The sequence below is a fragment of the Candidatus Seongchinamella marina genome (assembly GCF_026262685.1).
Taxonomy (GTDB): Bacteria; Pseudomonadota; Gammaproteobacteria; order Pseudomonadales; family Halieaceae; genus Halioglobus; species Halioglobus marinus.
Window position 1 is genome coordinate 313673 of record NZ_SHNP01000001.1, and the last position, 19537, is coordinate 333209.

The 19537-nt window shown below is 51.6% G+C and carries 16 protein-coding genes and 1 pseudogene; 10 read left to right on the plus strand and 7 right to left on the minus strand.

What is annotated here, in order from left to right; all coding sequences use genetic code 11:
- Positions 1-74: 74 nt before the first annotated feature.
- Genes coaE through pilB form a run of 4 tightly spaced genes read right to left on the minus strand, consistent with a single transcriptional unit; the run spans position 75 to position 4540 of the window.
- On the minus strand, positions 75-680 hold the full coding sequence (gene coaE, locus EYC87_RS01270) for a dephospho-CoA kinase (RefSeq protein ID WP_279251254.1): 606 nt from the start codon (positions 678-680) through the stop codon (positions 75-77).
- 1 nt (position 681) lies between these two features.
- On the minus strand, positions 682-1548 hold the full coding sequence (locus EYC87_RS01275; protein ID WP_279251255.1) for a prepilin peptidase: 867 nt from the start codon (positions 1546-1548) through the stop codon (positions 682-684).
- A gap of 17 nt (positions 1549-1565) precedes the next feature.
- Positions 1566-2786: a type II secretion system F family protein gene (locus tag EYC87_RS01280; RefSeq protein ID WP_279251256.1), complete on the minus strand. Its 1221-nt coding sequence runs from the start codon at positions 2784-2786 to the stop codon at positions 1566-1568.
- Positions 2787-2824: 38 nt separating this feature from the next.
- Positions 2825-4540 (minus strand): type IV-A pilus assembly ATPase PilB, encoded by a 1716-nt coding sequence (gene pilB, locus EYC87_RS01285; protein WP_279251257.1) that lies wholly within the window; start codon positions 4538-4540, stop codon positions 2825-2827.
- Positions 4541-4956: 416 nt separating this feature from the next.
- Between pilB and EYC87_RS01290 the strand changes: the two genes are divergently transcribed.
- The 6 genes and pseudogenes from EYC87_RS01290 to EYC87_RS01310 all read left to right on the plus strand — a co-directional run bounded on the left by EYC87_RS01290 (position 4957) and on the right by EYC87_RS01310 (position 11405).
- Positions 4957-5439, plus strand: a complete 483-nt coding sequence (locus tag EYC87_RS01290; RefSeq protein WP_279251258.1) for a pilin — start codon at positions 4957-4959, stop codon at positions 5437-5439.
- Between the two features lie 123 nt (positions 5440-5562).
- The gene (locus tag EYC87_RS01295) at positions 5563-7491 is read left to right on the plus strand and encodes a hypothetical protein (protein WP_279251259.1); all 1929 of its coding nucleotides are present in this window, start codon (positions 5563-5565) and stop codon (positions 7489-7491) included.
- Positions 7491-9404, plus strand: coding sequence for a tetratricopeptide repeat protein (locus EYC87_RS01300; RefSeq protein ID WP_279251260.1), 1914 nt, complete (start codon positions 7491-7493; stop codon positions 9402-9404). Before EYC87_RS01295 ends, EYC87_RS01300 begins: the two co-directional genes overlap by 1 nt.
- Positions 9405-9406: 2 nt before the next feature.
- Positions 9407-10273, plus strand: coding sequence for a glycosyltransferase family 2 protein (locus EYC87_RS01305; protein ID WP_279251261.1), 867 nt, complete (start codon positions 9407-9409; stop codon positions 10271-10273).
- A 706-nt stretch (positions 10274-10979) separates the two neighbouring features.
- A pseudogene (locus tag EYC87_RS19415) lies at positions 10980-11036 on the plus strand (hypothetical protein); the annotation flags it as partial.
- Entirely contained in the window at positions 11034-11405 is a 372-nt protein-coding gene (locus EYC87_RS01310) for a pilin (protein ID WP_341474984.1), read from the plus strand. The pseudogene EYC87_RS19415 and the gene EYC87_RS01310, both read left to right, overlap by 3 nt.
- Positions 11406-11456: 51 nt before the next feature.
- Here EYC87_RS01310 and EYC87_RS01315 read toward each other — a convergent pair whose 3' ends face one another.
- The gene (locus EYC87_RS01315) at positions 11457-13628 is read right to left on the minus strand and encodes a malate synthase G (protein WP_279251263.1); all 2172 of its coding nucleotides are present in this window, start codon (positions 13626-13628) and stop codon (positions 11457-11459) included.
- A 121-nt stretch (positions 13629-13749) separates the two neighbouring features.
- Complete coding sequence (locus EYC87_RS01320; RefSeq protein ID WP_279251264.1) at positions 13750-14706, minus strand: LysR family transcriptional regulator; 957 nt, start codon at positions 14704-14706, stop codon at positions 13750-13752.
- 163 nt (positions 14707-14869) lie between these two features.
- Between EYC87_RS01320 and EYC87_RS01325 the strand changes: the two genes are divergently transcribed.
- Positions 14870-16639 (plus strand): acyl-CoA dehydrogenase, encoded by a 1770-nt coding sequence (locus tag EYC87_RS01325; protein ID WP_279251265.1) that lies wholly within the window; start codon positions 14870-14872, stop codon positions 16637-16639.
- A 2-nt stretch (positions 16640-16641) separates the two neighbouring features.
- The gene (gene rraA, locus EYC87_RS01330) at positions 16642-17121 is read left to right on the plus strand and encodes a ribonuclease E activity regulator RraA (protein WP_279251266.1); all 480 of its coding nucleotides are present in this window, start codon (positions 16642-16644) and stop codon (positions 17119-17121) included.
- On the opposite strand, the gene nadC is transcribed toward rraA, so the two are convergent.
- Positions 17116-17964: a carboxylating nicotinate-nucleotide diphosphorylase gene (gene nadC, locus EYC87_RS01335; RefSeq protein WP_279251267.1), complete on the minus strand. Its 849-nt coding sequence runs from the start codon at positions 17962-17964 to the stop codon at positions 17116-17118. The two genes, rraA and nadC, sit on opposite strands and share 6 nt — an antisense overlap.
- A gap of 107 nt (positions 17965-18071) precedes the next feature.
- Here nadC and ampD point away from each other — a divergent pair, with 107 nt between their 5' ends.
- Positions 18072-18662: a 1,6-anhydro-N-acetylmuramyl-L-alanine amidase AmpD gene (gene ampD / locus EYC87_RS01340; protein WP_279251268.1), complete on the plus strand. Its 591-nt coding sequence runs from the start codon at positions 18072-18074 to the stop codon at positions 18660-18662.
- A complete protein-coding gene (ampE, locus tag EYC87_RS01345) occupies positions 18659-19498 on the plus strand; it encodes a regulatory signaling modulator protein AmpE (RefSeq protein WP_279251269.1) in 840 nt (279 codons plus the stop codon). Before ampD ends, ampE begins: the two co-directional genes overlap by 4 nt.
- Positions 19499-19537: the final 39 nt, after the last annotated feature.

The window sequence follows — 19537 nt, forward strand, 5'->3', positions numbered from 1 at the left end:
GGTTGACGTTCAGGAGCTTTTAATTTCGAGCGGAGCGCTTGCTCTAACCTTCTCCGGGCATGACTGCGAATGACTCAGGTGCCCAGCTCTGCCCTCGCCAAAAACTGTACATGCAGTGCTTCCACCACTGACTCCAGTCGCTCAAGCGACCCTGAATTGTCGATCACAATATCAGCCATTTCTAAGCGTTCGGCGCGCTTCATCTGTGCCGCCATAATCCTTTTCACCTGCCCCTCGTCATTATCATCCCGTGCCATGGTGCGTTCCAGTTGAACGTCTTCAGGAACATCAACTACAGCGACGAGTTCTACCAGCTCCCGCTGACTGGTTTCGAGTAACAAGGGCGAGGCAAATATAGCGTAAGGCGAGGTGACTGCCTCCAGTTGGTCGACGATTTCCTGGCCGATCAAAGGATGTGTTAATTGCTCTAGCCAACTTCGCTCGGCGTCGTTAGAGAATACTCTTTGTCGCAGAGCAGCCCTGTCCAGTGAGCCGTCCGCCAGAAGAATATCCGCGCCAAAGTGATTTGCTATCGCAGCGAGAGCAGGGCGCCCTGGCTCAACCACCACGCGTGCAGCAATGTCTGCGTCAACGACTGTAATTCCCCGGTCCTCAAACTTGCGCGTGACGGCTGATTTGCCGCTACCAATACCGCCGGTGATACCGACTACCAATGACATATCAGTTGAGCCCCGCCGATTTCAGGTAGGCCTCGATGATGAGGTCCCCCCACAACAATGAAATCCATCCGGCGGCGGCCAGGTATGGCCCGAACGGAATGGGTATTTCCTTGCCGCGATTTTTAAGGATCATCAGCCCTATGCCTACAACAGCCCCCACCAGAGATGATAGTAAAATAATTAGTGGCAGTGCCTGCCATCCCATCCAGGCTCCCAGCGCGGCCAACAGCTTAAAGTCGCCATAACCCATGCCTTCCTTGCCGGTGATGAGTTTAAAAACCCAGTAAACGCTCCAAAGAATCAGGTAGCCGGCCATCGCCCCGATCACCGCATCGCCCAGGGTCACGTAGGTGCCATTAAGGTTGAACAGAAGCCCCAGCCACAGCAATGGCAGGGTAATGTCATCTGGCAGCAGTTGGTGATCTACATCGATCATGGCCAGCGCAACCAGAGACCAGGTTAAAAACATCGCGCCAAGTAGTGCCCAAGATGCCGGGAAATACCAAGCCAGCGCCAACGTCAGTAGACCCGTAATAAGTTCCACCGTGGGATAACGCAGGGAGATTGAAATGCTGCAGTTAGCGCATTTTCCTCCAAGGAGCAGATAGCTTAGCACCGGAATGTTCTGCCAAGCCTTGATCGGCGCCTTGCAATTGGGACAGTGCGAGTTGGGCACTGCCAGCGTCAGTGTTTGGTCTTGCTTTTCCCCCTCAAGGTCGAGCAATTCGCAGCAATCACTGCGCCACCGTGACTCCATCATGATGGGTAGGCGGTGAATTACTACATTGAGAAAACTGCCGACCACCAGCCCCAGAGAGAGTAAGGCAAGGTAAAGCAACCAACTGTTCTGGTTGAGTGCGTCTAACATGGAAGCTGTCCCGTCGCTTAGATTACAGATCCCAGCATAAATATTGGCAGGTACATTGCGATCAGCAGGCCACCTACCAATACACCGAGAATGGACATGATCAATGGTTCAAGCAGCGCACTGAGATTATCGACCGCATCGTCTACCGCTTGTTCATAGTGATCAGCGACCTTGCCCAGCATATCGTCAAGCGCGCCAGATTCCTCACCAATGGAGACCATCTGCATTAGCATATTAGGGAACAGCCCTGTGGCTTTGATAGAGTTATACAGCGTTGTTCCTGTGGTCACGTCGTCTTTGATTTGTCTGATTCCTTTCTGGTATACAGAGTTACCAGCGGCTCCTGCGGTTGATTCCAGGGCATCCACCAGAGGTACACCGGCGGCGAAGGTCGTGGCCAGCGTACGGGAGAAGCGTGCGATTACTGCATCGTGCACAATGCCACCTACAATGGGTGTTTTAAGCCACATCTTGTCTAAAAATTCCGAAAACTTGACTGATCTAAATTTGGCTTCCCGGAGTGCAAAGCCTATGGCGGTCATGGCAATTAGCATGATGAACCACCACTCCTGAACCCATTCGGAAAGATGCATGACAAATAGGGTAAATGCGGGTAAATCTGAGCCAAAATTTTGGAAGGTTTGGGCAAAGACTGGAATGACTTTAATCAGTAGGATCAGGGTTACGACAACGGCCACACAGACCACGGCAATCGGATAAGTCATTGCCTTGCGAATTTTGGCTTTGAGTGCCTCTGTTTTTTCTTTATAAGTTGCTACCCGATCCAGCATTACTTCGAGAGTACCCGATTCTTCGCCGGATGCGATCAAGCTGCAGAACAATTCGTCGAAATGCCTGGGATGTTTCGCTAATGAAGGGGCCAGCCCTGTACCTGATGCAACATCGTTCATGATTTCGACGATTAGCGTTTTCATGCGAGGCTTTTCTACACCGTCTGCAACGATCTCAAAGCTTTGCACCAGAGGTACACCGGCTTTCATCATAGTGGCGAGTTGACGCGTAAATATAGCAATATCTGCCGCTTTAATTGCTTTGCCCTGGCCTGAGCCAAAAAGAGGCTTAGGCTTCTTTTTAACGGACTTGGGCTTGATGCCCTGGCGACGTAATTGAGCCTTGGCCATTGCACTGCTGACCGCCGAAATTTCTCCTTTACTGCTGCGGCCGTTCTTATCGGTACCGCTCCAGGTAAAAACGTCACTTCCTGTTGCTGTTGCCATAGTGCTTACCGCCCCTTTCGTATTTCCATATTTCTTATTCAGTCAACCGTTATGCGGTTGGCCTCTTCCAATGTGGTCACTCCCTGTGCCACCTTCTCCAGCGCCGATCTGCGAAGAGTACTAAATCCTTCCTCGGTTGCGGCCTCTTGGATTTGCAGGGAATTGCCTTCTTCCATAATCAGTGTGGCAATTTTCGGGGTTATCCTGACAACCTCGTAGATACCCACGCGGCCCTTGTAACCTTCGTTACAGGCATTGCAGCCTACTGCATGGGTTATGGTCGCGTCCGCTAATTGCTCTTCAGTGAATCCCTCGTTTAGCAGCGTTTCGTGAGGAATTTCAGCGGGTACCGCGCACTCTTTACACAACCGTCGCGCGAGGCGCTGAGCAATAATTAGGTCGACCGAAGTGGCAAGGTTGAATGCGGGCACCCCCATGTTGAGCATTCGAGTGACGGTTTCTGCAGCGCTGTTAGTGTGAAGAGTCGATAGCACAAGGTGGCCCGTTTGAGCAGCCTTGATCGCAATTTCCGCTGTTTCCAGATCTCGAATTTCACCGACCATGATGATATCGGGGTCCTGGCGAAGGAATGAGCGCAGCGCCTCGGCGAAGTTAAGACCGACTTTGGCGTTTACATGAACCTGGTTTATTCCTGTCAGATTAATTTCAACCGGGTCTTCCGCTGTTGAAATATTGCGTTCGGGCGTATTGAGAATATTAAGGCCTGTGTAGAGTGAGACAGTCTTACCGGAACCCGTGGGGCCGGTGACCAGAATCATGCCCTGGGGTTGGTCCAGTGCTTTGAGATACAGCTCTTTTTGATCCGGTTCATAACCTAACGCGTCAATGCCTAGTTGCGCGCTGGTCGGGTCCAGAATACGCAGTACGATTTTTTCCCCAAACAATGTTGGTAGCGTGTTCACACGAAAATCAATAGCTCGATTGCGAGATAGCTTCATCTGGATGCGGCCATCCTGCGGCATTCGACGCTCGGAGATGTCCATTTGCGACATCACTTTAAGGCGAGCTGCCAGGCGACTGGAAAGATTGCGAGGAGGCTTTACCATTTCTCGCAAGATGCCATCGGTACGAAAGCGGACTCGGTAATCGTTCTCATAGGGTTCGAAATGAATATCTGAGGCGCCTTGCTTAATTGCGTCAATTAAGACTTTATTGACGAAGCGAACTATGGGGGTCTCGTCGACCGCATCGTTTCCCTCGTCAGCATCTGTGCCTCCACCACTGGATACATCGATATTATCGAGGTCGTCTGCTTCCAGATCACCAAGCCCATCACTCAGACTGTCCTGGGTTTCGACCCAGGCTTCGATCATCTTGGAGAGTGCTCTTTCCTCGAGCAAGACCGCATCAGTGTTGATGCCCGTGTGAAATTTTATTTCATCCAAAGCGGCCAGGTTGGTGGGATCAGACACGGCGATGAAGAGTCGGTTACCTCTGCGGTAAAGTGGAAGAGCATGATGCTTTAACACCAGGTCCACCTCTACGAGGTCAGCGGGCATGGTAGAACGATCAAAGCAGGTCGTATCGAGTTGCGGTACGCCAAACTCCTGGGCAGCAACTGCTGCGAGCTGCCTACTGTCGACATTTTTCTTCTCGACGAGGTATGTCACCAGCGGTAGTTGCTCCATGGAAGCTTCGCGCTGAGCATTAGAGGCCTCGTCGGCAGAAATTAGCCCCTCGGCGACCAAGCGGCCTGCCAGGCCACTGAGTTGTCCGATTCCTTTGTCATTCATCTGTGCTACATCCCCAAACGAGGTAAAATGCAAGCTAGTTTACTTCAAGCAGCCTTCGCCAGTATAAGCTTTGCCAGCGGACGCTCATAGCATTCAATGACTCTCAAAGTTAGAAAAGTCAACATTCTATGCAATTGCGCAGCTACGGGCTATTTTTGAGTGAACCAATCACGCCAGATCTGACAAAAATTGTCAGTAACAGCCTAATTCGGCTAATGATCTGTGGCGGTTTAGTTTGAAAAACACTGCTACGAAAATATGTAACTCGTTGAATTTAAAGATTAATAAGATTTTTTGAACTGAAGTTGAAGAACATTGGCTTGTTAAATGCATACTGACGACTAAGCCTAAAGGATTAAAAGTTACTCACGGCTGTCTCAAAAAGCACAATTTATCTCTCAACGGAGTAGGGAAATATGAACATTCAAAAGACAACTCAAAAGGGTTTTACCCTTATAGAACTGATGATCGTGATCGCGATCGTTGGTATTTTGGCTGCCATCGCGCTGCCTGCTTATCAAGATTACATCGTGCGTGCGAAGATGTCGGAACCGACTGCGGCACTGGCGGAAGCTAAAACGACGGTCGCAGAATATTACGCAGCCAATGCGGCATTAGCCCCAGCTCCCGGCGACGCTTATGGACTCAACACCGCGGTGCGGAATACTGCTGTTCTGAAAAATATTGATATTAATGCAAATGACGATACTCCAATTATTTATGCTGTTGTGTACGGCTCTACCTGGGGAGCTGACGGTAGTACGTTTGCATTTCAACTGTCAGGAACAACCAACGACGACGGCACAATGACGTGGGTGTGCGAGCCTGGTGATGCGGCTGATCCTGGAACAACAGCTCCTGTTCCAACAAAGTATCTTCCCGCTAACTGCCGTGGCTAGGCAAGTGACTATGGCATAAGTTCGATGCCGTATCTTGAAGCCCGGTTAGCCGGGCTTTTTGTTATCTGACTTTTCACGATATAGTCCTTGAAGTGTATCGCGAGCGCTCTGTATAACTCCTGCATGCTGATAAATACCAATCGTCTTTTGTTTTTAGCCGGTATGCTTACTACGCTGGCTTATTGGCCGGGGCTTCTTGGTCCATTTTTTTTCGATGATTTGCACAACCTCACTGAAAACCAAACCCTCGTCAATCTAGATCTAACCGAGGCTGATAGTTGGCGCACGGCCGCATACAGCTCAACTGCTGGCATGTTTTACAGGCCGCTCAGTATGATCACTTTTGCAGTGAATCTGTCGTTTGCTGGGGAGTTTACTCCGTTTTCACTCAAGGCAACCAACCTTGCTTTCCACCTTCTGACAGCGTTTTGTGTTTATTTTTTCTGTAACTTGGTGCTGCGCAGCCCGGCGCTTGCTTGCAGTAGGCTCTGCGGGTCTGATCGAAAGTTTATTGCCATTCTTGCAGCCGCTATATGGGCTTTACACCCTCTCCATGTGTCGACTGTACTTTATGCTGTCCAGAGAATGGCCCAACTCTCCACGTTAGGGGTATTGGCTGGGCTAATTGTCTTTTTGCGCTATCGCTTGAAGTGGGCAGAATCAGGGTGCACTGGGGGCGAACTCCTCGCGACGGCGCTATGGTTGATCATCATCGCGGTCATGGCTGTATTGTCTAAAGAAAACGGGGCAATACTGATCTGGCTGATTCCCCTGCTGGAGTTGACGCTATTCAAGGGGCAGTGGGGCAGTAAATCGTACCGTTCGTTGGAAGTATCGGCCGGGTTAGTTTTTCTCGCGCCATTGGTGGTAATTACAATTGCTTTGCTGGTGGAGCCCGCTTCAATAGGGGCAGAATTTGGGGGCAGAGAGTTTACCTTGGATGAGCGCCTCTTAACGCAGTCGCGTATCCTTTGGCAGTATCTTGGGTGGTTAAGTTGGCCTGATATCCGAAACATGGGCTTTCATCATGATGACATCATCCTTTCCTCTGGTTTACTGAGCCCCATAACCACCATGGGCAGTCTAATTGCCTGGCTTTGTGCGATCGTTGCTGCGTGGCTCTTTCGGCATCGCTCACCCATGTTTCTCTTTGGGCTGCTGTTTTATTTGGTATCTCACAGCATCGAGTCGAGCTTCCTACCATTGGAAATGGTTTTCGAACACCGCAATTACCTTCCCAGTGTAGGGGTAATAATTGCATTCTCATTCAGTTTTTGGGTGTTTTTCAAGCGACTAACACCCGAGCGAGTCGGCTTTGTTGCGTTGTTATTGACGCTAGGCTTGTTTGCGCTCTGCTCCATGAGGTCGATGGTCTGGTCAGACTTCCAGTCACTCGCATACTTCAATGTTCAAAATCATCCGAACTCTCCGAGGGCAAACTTTGTATTCGGCCAGGTGTTATCTGCCGAGTCAAATGCTTTGTATGCGGCCGCTCCGGAATCCGATCAATCAAAAGTGGGAATCATATCTGCGAGAACTCACTTTGTAAGAACGCATGAACTCTCTCCCAGGGACTTTGCGCCTTTGGTAATGCTCCATCAGATAGATGGGCAGTTTTTCCCAGAATTACCTGAACGTAAAAACTGGCTTCCACGGCTGTTAGATGTGGCGAAATCGCGCCCTTTGCAGGCCTCAGACAGAGCCTCTCTAGATGCGCTGGTTGATTATTCGCTCAATGGGCCTGGCGCGGACGATATTGAACAAGTTGATCGATTGCTTGAAGTTTTGTTGAGGCGTTATCCCAGTGGTTCAAGCTTGGTTCTGATGCGTTATGAATTGCTCGGTAGCATTGGAGAGGACTCAGAGAGACGACGTGTAGAACTGCTTTCCAGTTATTTAAAGCAGTTTCCGCATAGTGTAGCGGTTCAGCTCGCGGCCGCTCAACATCGGCATGCCTCAAACATGGGAGAAGCTTATATTCAATTAGGAGAAGGACTGAAGCAGGACAAGAAGCGCAGGTATCTATCTTTCCTTAAGGGAACCTTCGAGTAATGACCAATTTGTATACCGGCGCCAGTGCTAAAAATAAACGAGTATCTATGCTTTGGTCTGTTTGTTTTGTGGGTTTTATGGCTCTAACAGTTTGGGTATATCTGCCAGGCATTCAAGGCCCAGTGCTGCTCGATGATCATTCCAGCGTCACCAAAATTGGAGATTTAACCGACAGTCCTGAGCTTGCAGTTGATTACATATTTGGAGATCGTTCGGGTGTCATGGGGCGTTCGGTCAGTATGGCCACTTTTGTTCTTGAACGCATGGTTTCTGACCGTGGGATGCCTCTCTCCAAGTCGGTAAACGTAGCTCTTCATTTATTTAATGGTAGCTTGATTATTGCGCTATTGTGGCAGTTGTTCAGGTTTGCCGGCTTTTCTGGCTTTCATTGGCTGTCGCTGATCTTAGGTGCCCTCTGGCTGTTGCACCCGCTTTTAATAAGTACGGTGCTGTATGCAGTCCAAAGGATGGCAATGCTTGCCACTACCTTTATGTTGCTCGGTTGCCTAAGTTACGTTTCATGGCGATTAAAACTAATAGAAGGAAAGTTTTCCTGGTGGCGCCTCGGATTGCTGCCGGTGTTTTTGCTGCTCGGGCTTTTCTCTAAAGAAAATGCGATCCTGTTGATTCCAGTCGTGCTTCTTCTCGAGGTTCTTTGGTTTCAGTTCGCCGGTCCTGACGGCAAAATCATCCCAGTTCTGCGTAATCTTTCGTGCTCTTTGATTGTCATCGGGCTTCTCGGTGCGGTGACAGCTGTTTTGCTCCGCTGGGAGTGGTGGCAGGCGAAATTTAGATGGCGACCATTTACTTTGGAGGAGCGGCTACTGACGGAAAGTCGGATTCTTTGGGATTACGTTGCACAGTGGTACATACCAGACGTGTCAACTATGGGCGTATACCACGATGATATTTTGCTTTCTCGATCGTTCTTCGAACCAATCTCCACATTGTATTCTTCTGTTGCCTGGTTGTTGGTAGTCATTTTTTGTCTGGCGCTCTGTTTTACCCGCTTGGGCCGCTATCTCGCTTTTGCCATCCTTGTTTACCTCGTGGGGCACTCGATAGAATCGACAATTTGGCCGTTAGAGCTTTATTTCGAGCACAGAAATTATTTTCCCTCCCTGGGCCTTTTACTGATTCTGGGCGTGCTTGTAGGTCTTGTTGCTAGAAAAGAGCCAAAAGTTGGCCCTCCTCTAACTGTCGGCTTGGCTTTCTTTGCCATTATGCTTTGTATGCAAACCAGCTCACAGGTGACCATATGGTCTAGTCGGCCATTATTCGTACTTGCAAATGTTAATGGGCATCCCAACTCACCCAGAGCCAACATCGACATGGCTGTGCAATTAGCACGATTTGGAAATTCTAATACGGCGCACGAATATTCCAAGAGAGCGTTTGAGGCCTCGAGTGTAGAGAGAAAAGGAGAGTACTTGCTGAGGAACGTATCACTGAGCTGTATTGCAGGAGAAGCTGTTGATCGTCGTCAGGTCGATCAGATTGGCGGTTTAGGTGAATACCGCCCATTTGATTCAGGCACAAAACTGCTTATTTTTGCAAGGTTGGTGCAAAATGGATTCTGCAAAATAGACGATGCTATGTATACCGCCGATCATTTAGAGCGCTTGTTCTTCGGCGACGATAGTAAGTACACGACGTCAGCGAAAAACTATTCCAATCTGGCGGTCTTGGAGAACGCGCTGGGTAGGTACGAAAATGCACTAATTTATATCCAGAAGTACTTGGAGAAAGCCCCCAATAACTCGCGCGGGCTGCTTATGGAGCTGCATTTCGCGGTATCCCTAGAAAAGGAAGATATCGCCGAAAAGGCAATTCAGAAGCTGAACGAGCTAATGGATCAGGGTAAGCTGTCGGTTCAAGAGCAACAAACATTGGCAATGTATGTAAGGAGTTAACTTTGGATTTTAGTATTATCCTGCCAGCTAAAGATGAGGAGCAGGGCCTAGCTGTTACCCTCCCATCTCTTAAAAAAAAATATCCACGCGCTGAGATTATCGTTGTTGATGATGGATCCAGTGATGGAACTCTAGTTATCTGTGAGCAGCATGATGTAGTGGTGGTTAGTCATCCTTACAGTAAAGGCAATGGCGCGGCCATAAAATCCGGAGCGAGAGCCGCAACGACCGAATACCTTGTTTTTATGGACGCAGATGGGCAGCACGATCCCCGCGATGTCGAGAGGCTTGTAGCCAAGTTGGAGGAGGGCTATGACCTGGTGGTTGGTGCTCGAAGCGGGCGTCATTCTCAGGCCAGTTTCGCTCGCTGGAGTGCAAACAACTTCTACAACAAGTTAGCGAGTTGGATGGTTAACAGAAGGATCGATGATCTGACATCTGGTTTTCGTGCGGTTGATCGTAAAAAATTCCTAAGTTTCCTCTACCTATTACCGAACGGCTTTAGCTATCCTACAACATCTACGATGGCGTTTTTTCGGGCAGGCTATTCGGTGGGTTTTGTTCCAATTGACGTTGCTCAACGTCTTGGAAAGAGCCATGTTAGTCTGTTACGAGACGGTGTCCGGTTTTTCTTGATCATCTTCAAAATAGGCACGCTATATTCCCCGCTCAAGGTATACTTTCCAACTGCTTTTTTTATGGCGGGGCTAGGAATAGCAAATTATGTCGTGGCGAATTTGAGTGCTGGCACGCTCCGCTTCACGAATATGAGCACCTTGTTGATCCTTACTGGAATGATAATTTTTCTCATCGGTCTTCTGTCCGAACAAATAACCAACTTGCAATATAAGGACTCGAAAGACGAATAAAGACTTTTTCGTTTGATTGTTGGCTTTCGCCCAACGGCATGAGGAGACTCGTAATCCTAAACTGCAGGTTGTAATTTTAGTATCTTTCCTTGCTGAGTGGTGTGGCCTCACGCGATAAGCTGCCATAGTTGAGGCAACCTAGACGGAACTAGCACAAGGCAGTGGAAAATAGAAGAAAAACGCTAGTCATTAATAAAAAATTCAGTACTAGTATGGCTTGCTGGCGTTATCGCTCACTGTCCTTGTGGCAAATGTCTTCATTCTGATTGCTATCCTTTTACCCAATTCAACTTCGATTTCTATCGGTGCCGGTCAGGCCCTGGGTATTGGCTTGTTTGAGCTGCTGCTAATTTCGGCAGTTTGGTACGCCAGTATTCGCTTCAGCCTGAAAGTTGCCCGCCCGGTTTATGTCTTCAACCTTCAAATTCAATCGTTTTGTGCCGGCGATTTGGGCTCGAGAGTGAGGCTCAGAAAAAGCGATCTATTTCAGAGTGAAGCTGCCTAAATAAACCGCAGCCTGGCATTGTTAGCAGACCATATTAAACGGATTGATATAGCGGCACAGAGCGTGCTCGACGGATCAGAAGAGGCGGGTCGTGAGAACTTTCTGGCTGAGCTGCGCGGTTTCAGAGAAGTGGAGGACTGATCGATGTTTGTCAGCAATGACGCCAAAGATAAACTAAGAGATTCACCCCCCTAGTCCGGTTTCACCCTGATAGAGCTCATGGCCTTGGTTGCAATTGTCAGCATTCTCGCTGTCATAGCGCTTCCTGCCTATCTCGATTACGTTACACGTTCAAAAGTTAGCGAAGGCTTGGTGTTTGTCTCTGAGGCAAAAACAACTATCGCTGAGTATTACCACACGAATAGGGAGTTCCCACTAGACAATGAGACTGCGGGTCTCACTCAGGCATCAAGCTATGGCCGCTATGACTTTATAAGAAGTCTGAGTGTTGGGCCTGGTGACGGTATCATTACAGTCACATTCAAGCTGCAGGGAACCCAAGGCGACGATAAAGATTTGCAGCTAATTCCGGATACCTCCGGAGTGGAAGTTGTATGGGAGTGCAAAGCACCTGACACGCCAAGAGGGATAGGCAGTAATTTTGTGCCACCCAATTGTCGCGGATGATAATGCCCTTCCCAGAATTTTTTATACGTAATAGCCTAAGCTCGAGCAGATTTAGCGGGCCTTCGCCTCCCTCCTACGCGCATGCAAAACCGGCTCCGTATATCCACTCGGCTGCTCTATCCCCAGAAACACCAGATCACAAGCCGCCTGAAACGCCACATTGTCACCAAAGTTAGGCGCCATATTGTTGTAGGCTGGGTCGCCTGCGTTCTGGTCGTCCACAACAACCGCCATCCGTTCCAGCGTTTCCCTAACCTGCTCTTCAGAGCAAACGCCATGCCGTAGCCAGTTAGCCAGGTGTTGGCTGGAAATGCGCAGCGTTGCCCGATCCTCCATCAACCCTACATGGTTGATATCGGGAACCTTGGAGCAGCCGACACCCTGGTCAATCCAGCGAACCACATAGCCGAGGATGCCCTGAGCATTGTTGTCTAATTCGCGCTGTATATCCTCAGCTGAAAGGCCTTCCGCGCCTTTCAGGGGAATGTTGATGATGTCGTCAACGGAGGCAGGAGTTCGGCCTTTCAGTTCTTTCTGTCGCTCAGCCACATTGACTTTGTGGTAGTGCATGGCGTGCAGGGTGGCTGCGGTGGGCGAGGGAACCCAGGCGGTGCTGGCGCCGGCCATGGGGTGGCCTATCTTGGTTTTGATCATTTCACCCATCAGGTCAGGCATGGCCCACATGCCCTTACCAATCTGTGCTTTGCCGATCAAGCCACAGGCCAGTCCTTTGTCGACGTTCCAGTCTTCGTAGGCGTTAATCCAGGGCTCCTGCTTCATTGCGCCCTTGGGCGTCATCGCGCCGGCTTCCATGCTGGTGTGAATTTCGTCTCCGGTGCGGTCCAGGAATCCGGTGTTGATGAATACCAGGCGATCTTTGGCGACGCGAATGCACTGCTTTAAATTTATCGTGGTGCGGCGCTCTTCATCCATAATGCCGACCTTGAGGGTGTTGCGGGCCATGCCCAGACCATCCTCGATGCGATCGAACAGTTTGCAGGTAAAGGCGACTTCATCGGGGCCGTGCATCTTGGGCTTTACGATGTACACACTGCCTTTGCGGGAGTTGCGCGGCGCGCTGTCGTCTTTCTTGAGGTCGTGCAGGGCGATCATGGCGGTGAACATGCCGTCCATAATGCCTTCGGGGATTTCATTGCCTTGTGCATCGAGAATGGCTTCGTTGGTCATCAGGTGACCCACGTTACGCACGAACAGCAGGCTTCGGCCAGGCAAGGTCAAGGTGGAGCCATCGGTGGCGGTGAATTGACGATCGGGGTTCAGAGTTCGGGTGAGGCTTTTGCCGCCTTTCTGAAACGCTTCTGTGAGATCACCGCGCATCAGGCCAAGCCAGTTGCTGTAAACGACCACTTTGTCTTCGGCGTCAACGGCAGCGACAGAGTCTTCGCAATCCTGGATCGTGGTCAGAGCGGATTCCAGACACACATCTTTAACGCCGGCTTTGTCGGTGGCGCCAATCGGAGTGCTCGGATCGATCTGAATTTCGATGTGCAAACCGTTGTGGTGCAGCAGCACGCCGGAAGGGGCGTCGGCATTGCCGGTAAACGCAACGAGTTGCTCCGGGTCCGCAAGTGCACTGATAACCCCATGATTTAGCTCTACCTGCAGCTTGCCATCGGCTATGGTGTAAGCCACGGCCTGCGTGTGGTCGCTGCTAGTGAGGGGGCAGTGTTCGTTAAGAAAGTCACGAGCATAGGCAATGACCTTGTCGCCGCGAACCGGATTGTAAGCGCCAGCGCGTTCTGCGCCGCTTTCTTCTGAGATTACGTCGGTGCCGTAAAGCGCATCGTAGAGGCTGCCCCAGCGGGCGTTGGCTGCGTTCAGCGCAAAGCGCGCGTTCATCACCGGTACGACTAGCTGTGGGCCTGCGAGAGTAGCTACTTCCGGATCCACGTTTTCTGTGGTGATAGAGAAATCGCCTCCCTCAGGCAACAGGTAGCCAATTTCCTGCAGAAATGCCTTGTAGGCCGCCTTGTCATAGTCTGCGCCGGAGTTGGCGCAATGCCATTGGTCAATCTTCGCCTGTAGATCCTCGCGAACCTGCAGTAATGCACGATTCTCTGGCGCCAACTCGGTGATCACCGATTCCAGGGCCTGCCAGAAATCGGCAGGTGCAATACCGGTGCCGGGGGCGATGTCGTTTTCTAGCAATTGATGGAGAACGGAAGCTACTTGCAGGCCACCCTGCTGGATACGATCTGTCATGGTGTTGTCCTTGTGATTTCGCCGGTGCAATGGATGTGCCCGATAATGGATGCGATCTTAGGAGTCGGAGTTAAATTTAGCTAATTTATCGTTTCTATCGTGGGCATTCTCAGGGTGAATTTCATATTGTGGGTTCCTGACCATCAAGTTCTCTTGCCGTATCGGCAATCAGCTTGCGCAGCCAGCGATTGGCCGGGTTGTGCTGGAGCAAAGGGCTCCAGGCCATTTTCAGTTCCAGCGGGGGTATGTCCAGGGGCGGATCGCGCAAGACAACTCGTGGGTTGTCGCGTTTGAGGAGCGCCGCGCGGGTGGGCAAGGTGACGATCAGGTCGTTCTGTTCGGCCAGCGTCATTGCCGCCTGGTAGTGACGGGTAAAAACGCGAATTTGGCGCTTTTTCCCCAGCTTGTTGATGGCCAGATCTACCCAACCCAAGCGCTGGACATCATCCGGGTTAACGCCGACGCCCACACCCATGCCGGTTTTACTCACCCAAACGTGATCGCCTGCGAGGTAGTTATCCAGGGTGAAATTTTCCAGCATCGGGTGATCAACGTTGAGGATGCAGGAAAAAGTATCGTCCCACAGGTGGATTTGGTGAAAGGACTGGGGCATGGAGTCAAAGCGGTTAATGACCATGTCTACTTTGCCGCGTTCCACGTCCAGGAAGCTCACGTCTGACGGGGTCATAATGTCCAGAGTGATACCGGGCGCGAGATCGCGAAGCTTGGCGAGCACCGCCGGAAACAGGGTGGCTTCGCCGTAGTCACTGGCCATGATTCGAAATACGCGCTGTGCCTGATCGGGCTCAAAATCACTACGCGGCTGCACAGCCTTGTCGATTTTGCTGAGTACTTCCCGTACAACGGGTTCCAGCTCAAGCGCGCGTTCAGTGGGGGTCATGCCGTCACTGGTGCGAACCAGCAGGGGGTCGTCAAACAGCTCACGTAAACGCCTTAGTCCGTTGCTCATGGCAGGCTGGCTGAGGCTGAGTTGGTTGGCCGCCTGGGTGACGTTGCGTTCGCGCAATAGAGCATCCAGGTAAACCAGCAGGTTCAGGTCGATTCGATTGACGTTCACGTCTTCTCCGTATTCACTTTGTGAATGATGAAAATACTGTCTATAGCTTTGGGGAATTATACCTATAGGGATAAAATTGCCAACGGTTTTGAGACAGCCGTTTCCTTATTGCCTTACCTGTACTACCTTCGCCACCGACATTTAGATCATTTCAGGAGTTACCATGGGCACATATCGCGCACCCATAGAAGATATGAACTTTCTTATTGACGAGGTTCTGGATGCCGAAAACGCACTGGGGACTCTCCCGGATTTTGCCGACTACGGAGTGGGCTCAGAACTGACCACGGTTTTACTGGATGAGGCTGCAAAGCTGGCGGGTGATGAACTGGCGCCGCTGCGCCGGGTGGGTGACGAGCAGCCTGCGATTTGCACCGATGGCGCAGTGACTACTCCGCCCGGGTATGATGCGGCCCTGCGGCAATTGGCAGAGGGCGGTTGGATCGGTATTTCATCGGACCCCAGGTATGGCGGCCAGGGTTTACCGGAGATTTACAACACGGTCGGTCACGAAATGTGGAACGGTGCCAATATGGCTCTCGGGCTGGCCCCCATGTTGAGCAGTGGTGCGGCGCTGGCCATTCATGCCCATGGCACAGAAGCGCAAAAGCAGACCTACCTGGAGAAAATGAACACCGGACAGTGGATGGGCACCATGAACCTGACTGAGTCAGGTGCAGGGTCTGACCTGGGTGTGATGAAGGCCAAAGCAGTGCCAGAAGGCGACCACTACCGCATCAGCGGCCAAAAAATCTACATCACCTGGGGAGATCACCAGTCCACAGAGAATATTATCCACCTGGTGTTGGCCAAACTGCCCGATGCCCCGGAGGGCAGTCGCGGCATTTCATTGTTTATTGTCCCCAAGTTCCTGGTCAATGACGACGGCAGTCTGGGTGAGCGCAACGATGTTTATCCGGTATCTTGCGAGCATAAGCTGGGCATTCACGGCAGTCCCACCTGTGTCATGGCCTTTGGCGATGACGAGGGTGCTATCGGCTATTTACTGGGTGAAGAAAATCGAGGCCTGGCCTGCATGTTCACTATGATGAACGAGGCGCGTCATAAGGTGGGTGTGCAGGCGCTTGGTGCGTCCGAGGGCTCCCTGCAGAAAGCGGCTGCCTATGCTCGCGACCGAGTACAAGGCGGTGTCCCTATTATCGAGCACCCCGATGTAAAGCGCATGCTATTGACTATGAAATCCTTGTGCGAAGCCATGCGCGGGTTGGCTTACACCGAAGCCGTTACTATGGATTTGGCCCATCGCGGCCCCCAGGAAGATCGCCCGCTTCAGCAGTCCCGTATCGACCTGATGATTCCCGTCATCAAGGGTTGGCTTTCCGAAGTGGCGCAGGAAGTAACCTCACTGGGCTTGCAGGTTCACGGTGGTATGGGTTTTGTGGAAGAAACTGGCGCAGCACAGTATTTGCGCGATGTGCGGATTACTCCGATTTATGAAGGCACTAACGGCATTCAGGCGGCGGACCTTGTGTCTCGCAAGTTAGGTCGAGATGGCGGCGCTACAATGGAAGAGATGATGACCGAGGTGAACGCTACGATCACCCGCCTGCAGGCAGCCGGCGATGCTCGCCTGACGGGAATCGCCGAGTCCCTTACACGAGCCATGGCAGATCAGGAAAACGCCACCCGTATTGTGTTGGCAGAGCTCAAGGAGGACCCCAATGTTGCCCTGGGCGCTTCCTTCGAATATATGATGCAGACAGGCTACTTGTTTGGAGGCTGGCACTTGGGTCGATCAGCCCTTGTTGCTTTTGATCGCCTGAAGAGCGGCAGTGATAACCCCTTTTACGAAGCTAAAATTGCTACTGCCCAGTATTATGGTGAGCAAATTCTTCCTCGCTGTGCGGCTCATGCTGGTGCGGTTGCCGGTGCTCGCGGGGCGCTGCAGTCGTTCCAGCAGGAGTGGATCTGATCATGGTGCGTATCAGTACCCCTGATCTCACCGACCAGTGTCCCGCGGCGCGGGCCATTGAACTACAGTTCAACAATTACGGTGCGGTCAGGCAGTTCGCTGGCCCAGCGGTGACGATTAAATGTCACGAGGATAATTCACTGGTGAAAGAACTGGTCGAAGAGGCAGGAAAAGGGCGAGTCATTGTTGTTGATGGAGGCGGTTCACTGCGCCGGGCCTTACTGGGTGACATGCTTGCTGAGAAGGCAGCAAAAAATGGTTGGGCTGGGCTGGTGATCAATGGTGTGATTCGCGACGTGGACGAGATTGGCAGAACAGAACTGGGCGTGCAGGCGTTGGGTACTACACCTCTCAAAACAGAGAAATTAGGCGTGGGACAGCGCGATGTCCCTGTTTCTATTGGTGGTGTGACAGTAAATCCCGGAGAGTATATATACGCCGACAACAACGGCGTCATTGTCAGCGAAACGGCGCTGCTATAGCAGCCTCATTGAAAGATCCAATGCCTTGCAGTTTTTCGTGAGAGCGCCAATCGAAATGTAGTCGACTCCGGTTTCTGCAATAGGACGCAAGGTTTCGTCGGTCACGTTGCCAGATGCCTCAAGCTCGGCCCGTGCCCCGGTTGCAGCAACGGCGGCGCGCATATCTTCAAGTGAAAAATTATCGAGCATGATTCTATCTGCACCGGCGGCGAGCCCTTGCTCTAGTTCATTCAGGCTTTCCACTTCCACTTCTACGGATTTACCGGGAGCATTCTCCCGTGCGGCCAGAACAGCATGAACGATCCCGCCACAAGCGTTGATATGGTTTTCCTTGATCAGGAATGCATCGTAAAGGCCCACGCGATGGTTGTGGCACCCTCCGCAGTGAACCGCGTATTTCTGAGCGATGCGCAGGCCGGGTATGGTCTTGCGGGTGTCCAGTAGCTTGACTCCGGTGCCTTCAACGAGCGAGGCATAGTAGTTGCAAATACTTGCCGTTCCCGACAGTAGCTGGAGAAAGTTCAAGGCTGCCCGTTCTGCTGTCAACAGCCCGCGTGCGGGTCCGGAAACAGTGAATAAGCTGTCGTTTGCCGACAAGCGATCGCCATCATGCGCCAGCCATTCCAGCGAGATCGACGAGTCCACTTCGGCGAAGACTGCATCTACCCAGGCCTGACCACACATTACTCCGGCCTCTCTGGTGATCACCAAGCCATCGGAGCGGGCGTCCGCGGGAATCAATTGTGCGGTGATATCGCCATCGCCAATGTCCTCAGAGAGTGCAGCCAGAATGTTTTCACGTATCTGCTGTGGCGTTGGCGTGACCTTGTGGCTTGTTGTCATGGCTGCTTTGCGCTTCCAAAAAATAGGCGCTGATTGTATCAGGGCTGCCAAATGCTCGCGACAGTTTGCCCGTTGAGAGGGCTGATAGACTCCCTTATGATGGAGCAATGGGGGATGCCAATAATAAGTACACCGTGATAGCAGGCTGGTTAACTAACGCCAGGCGGGTTCCTTCAGATAATTTTGAACCCCGCCCTTCCGGTTTTCAGCCTGAACTGCTGGTTATCCACAATATTTCACTGCCGCCTGGGCAGTTCGGTGGCGACTGCATAGAGCGTTTTTTTTGCAATTGCCTAGATTGGGATGAACATCCTTTTTTTGAGGAAATTCGTGATATGAAGGTATCGTCCCACCTCCTTATCCAGCGAGGCGGTGAGGTTCTGCAATTTGTCAGTTTTGATGATCGGGCCTGGCATGCCGGAGTTTCACAGTATCAGGGTAGAGACAACTGCAACGACTTCAGCATAGGCATTGAGTTGGAGGGCGCTGATGAGCTGCCTTATACCGATTTGCAATACCAAAGCTTGCAGGCGATAAGTCGTGCCCTGTTTGCTACTTACCCCGGCCTGTGCGCTCAGCGCGTCGCTGGTCACTGTGATATTGCTCCCGGCCGTAAAACAGACCCGGGACCTGCGTTCGACTGGCAGCGTTACTTGCAGCCATTGACTGTCAATGACAAAAAGGAGTTTGGTGCATGACTTTTCTCGCCCTGATTATTGCTTTGGTTTTGGAGCGTTTGTCTCCGCTGGAGGATTGGCTGGATGGAGGCGGCTGGTTTGATCGATGGCAGGGGCAACTCGCATCCCTGGGTTTGGGTGGCGGTCTGCAGGCGGTGTTTAGTGTAGGAGTCCCTGTGGTTCTTGCACATCTGGTACTCAATGCACTGCAGCCTCTTCTTTTCGGCCTGGCTTGGATGGCAGCGGCGGTGTTATTGCTGCTTTACAGTTTTGGACGCAGCAACCTTGGAGCGTTTCAAGAACGGTATCGTAGCCAGTGTCGTCGAGAGGACTTTCAAGGGGCGTGGTTGGCGACCTCTTCTGAATTTAAGTGGTTCGAACCAAAGGAGCAACTGGACGCGATATTGATTCATAAGCGTATTCAACAAGGTTTCCTATATGAGAACTATCAGCGCTGGTTTGCTGTTTTATTCTACTTTCTTTTGCTCGGACCACTTGGAGCCCTCGCTTATCGGTTGCTGTATATGACCTGTGAGGGCGAAGCCTCCCGGCAGCATATATTGTTTTACGTCGACTGGGTTCCAGTGCGTTTGTTGGCTGCGGCTTTCACGCTGACGGGTAACTTTGTTGCCAGTGCCGACGAGTTATGGGATGGCTTGCGAGCGCCGGGAATGTCCTCTTCCGAGGTTTTGTTTACCGTTGCCATGGCGGCCACCGGGCAGGATAGGGTGCCGGACGAGGAGGGCGGACTCAGCGGGCAGCGAGCCGCCACCGAAAACGAGATGTTTGCCGCGCTAGTAAGGCGCGCGAGTGTGTGTTGGGTTGCGGTGATAGCGGGCCTGGTTGTGATGTTCTAGTCCGTCGGTTCTCCCCAAGGGGCCAAACAGGCAGAATTT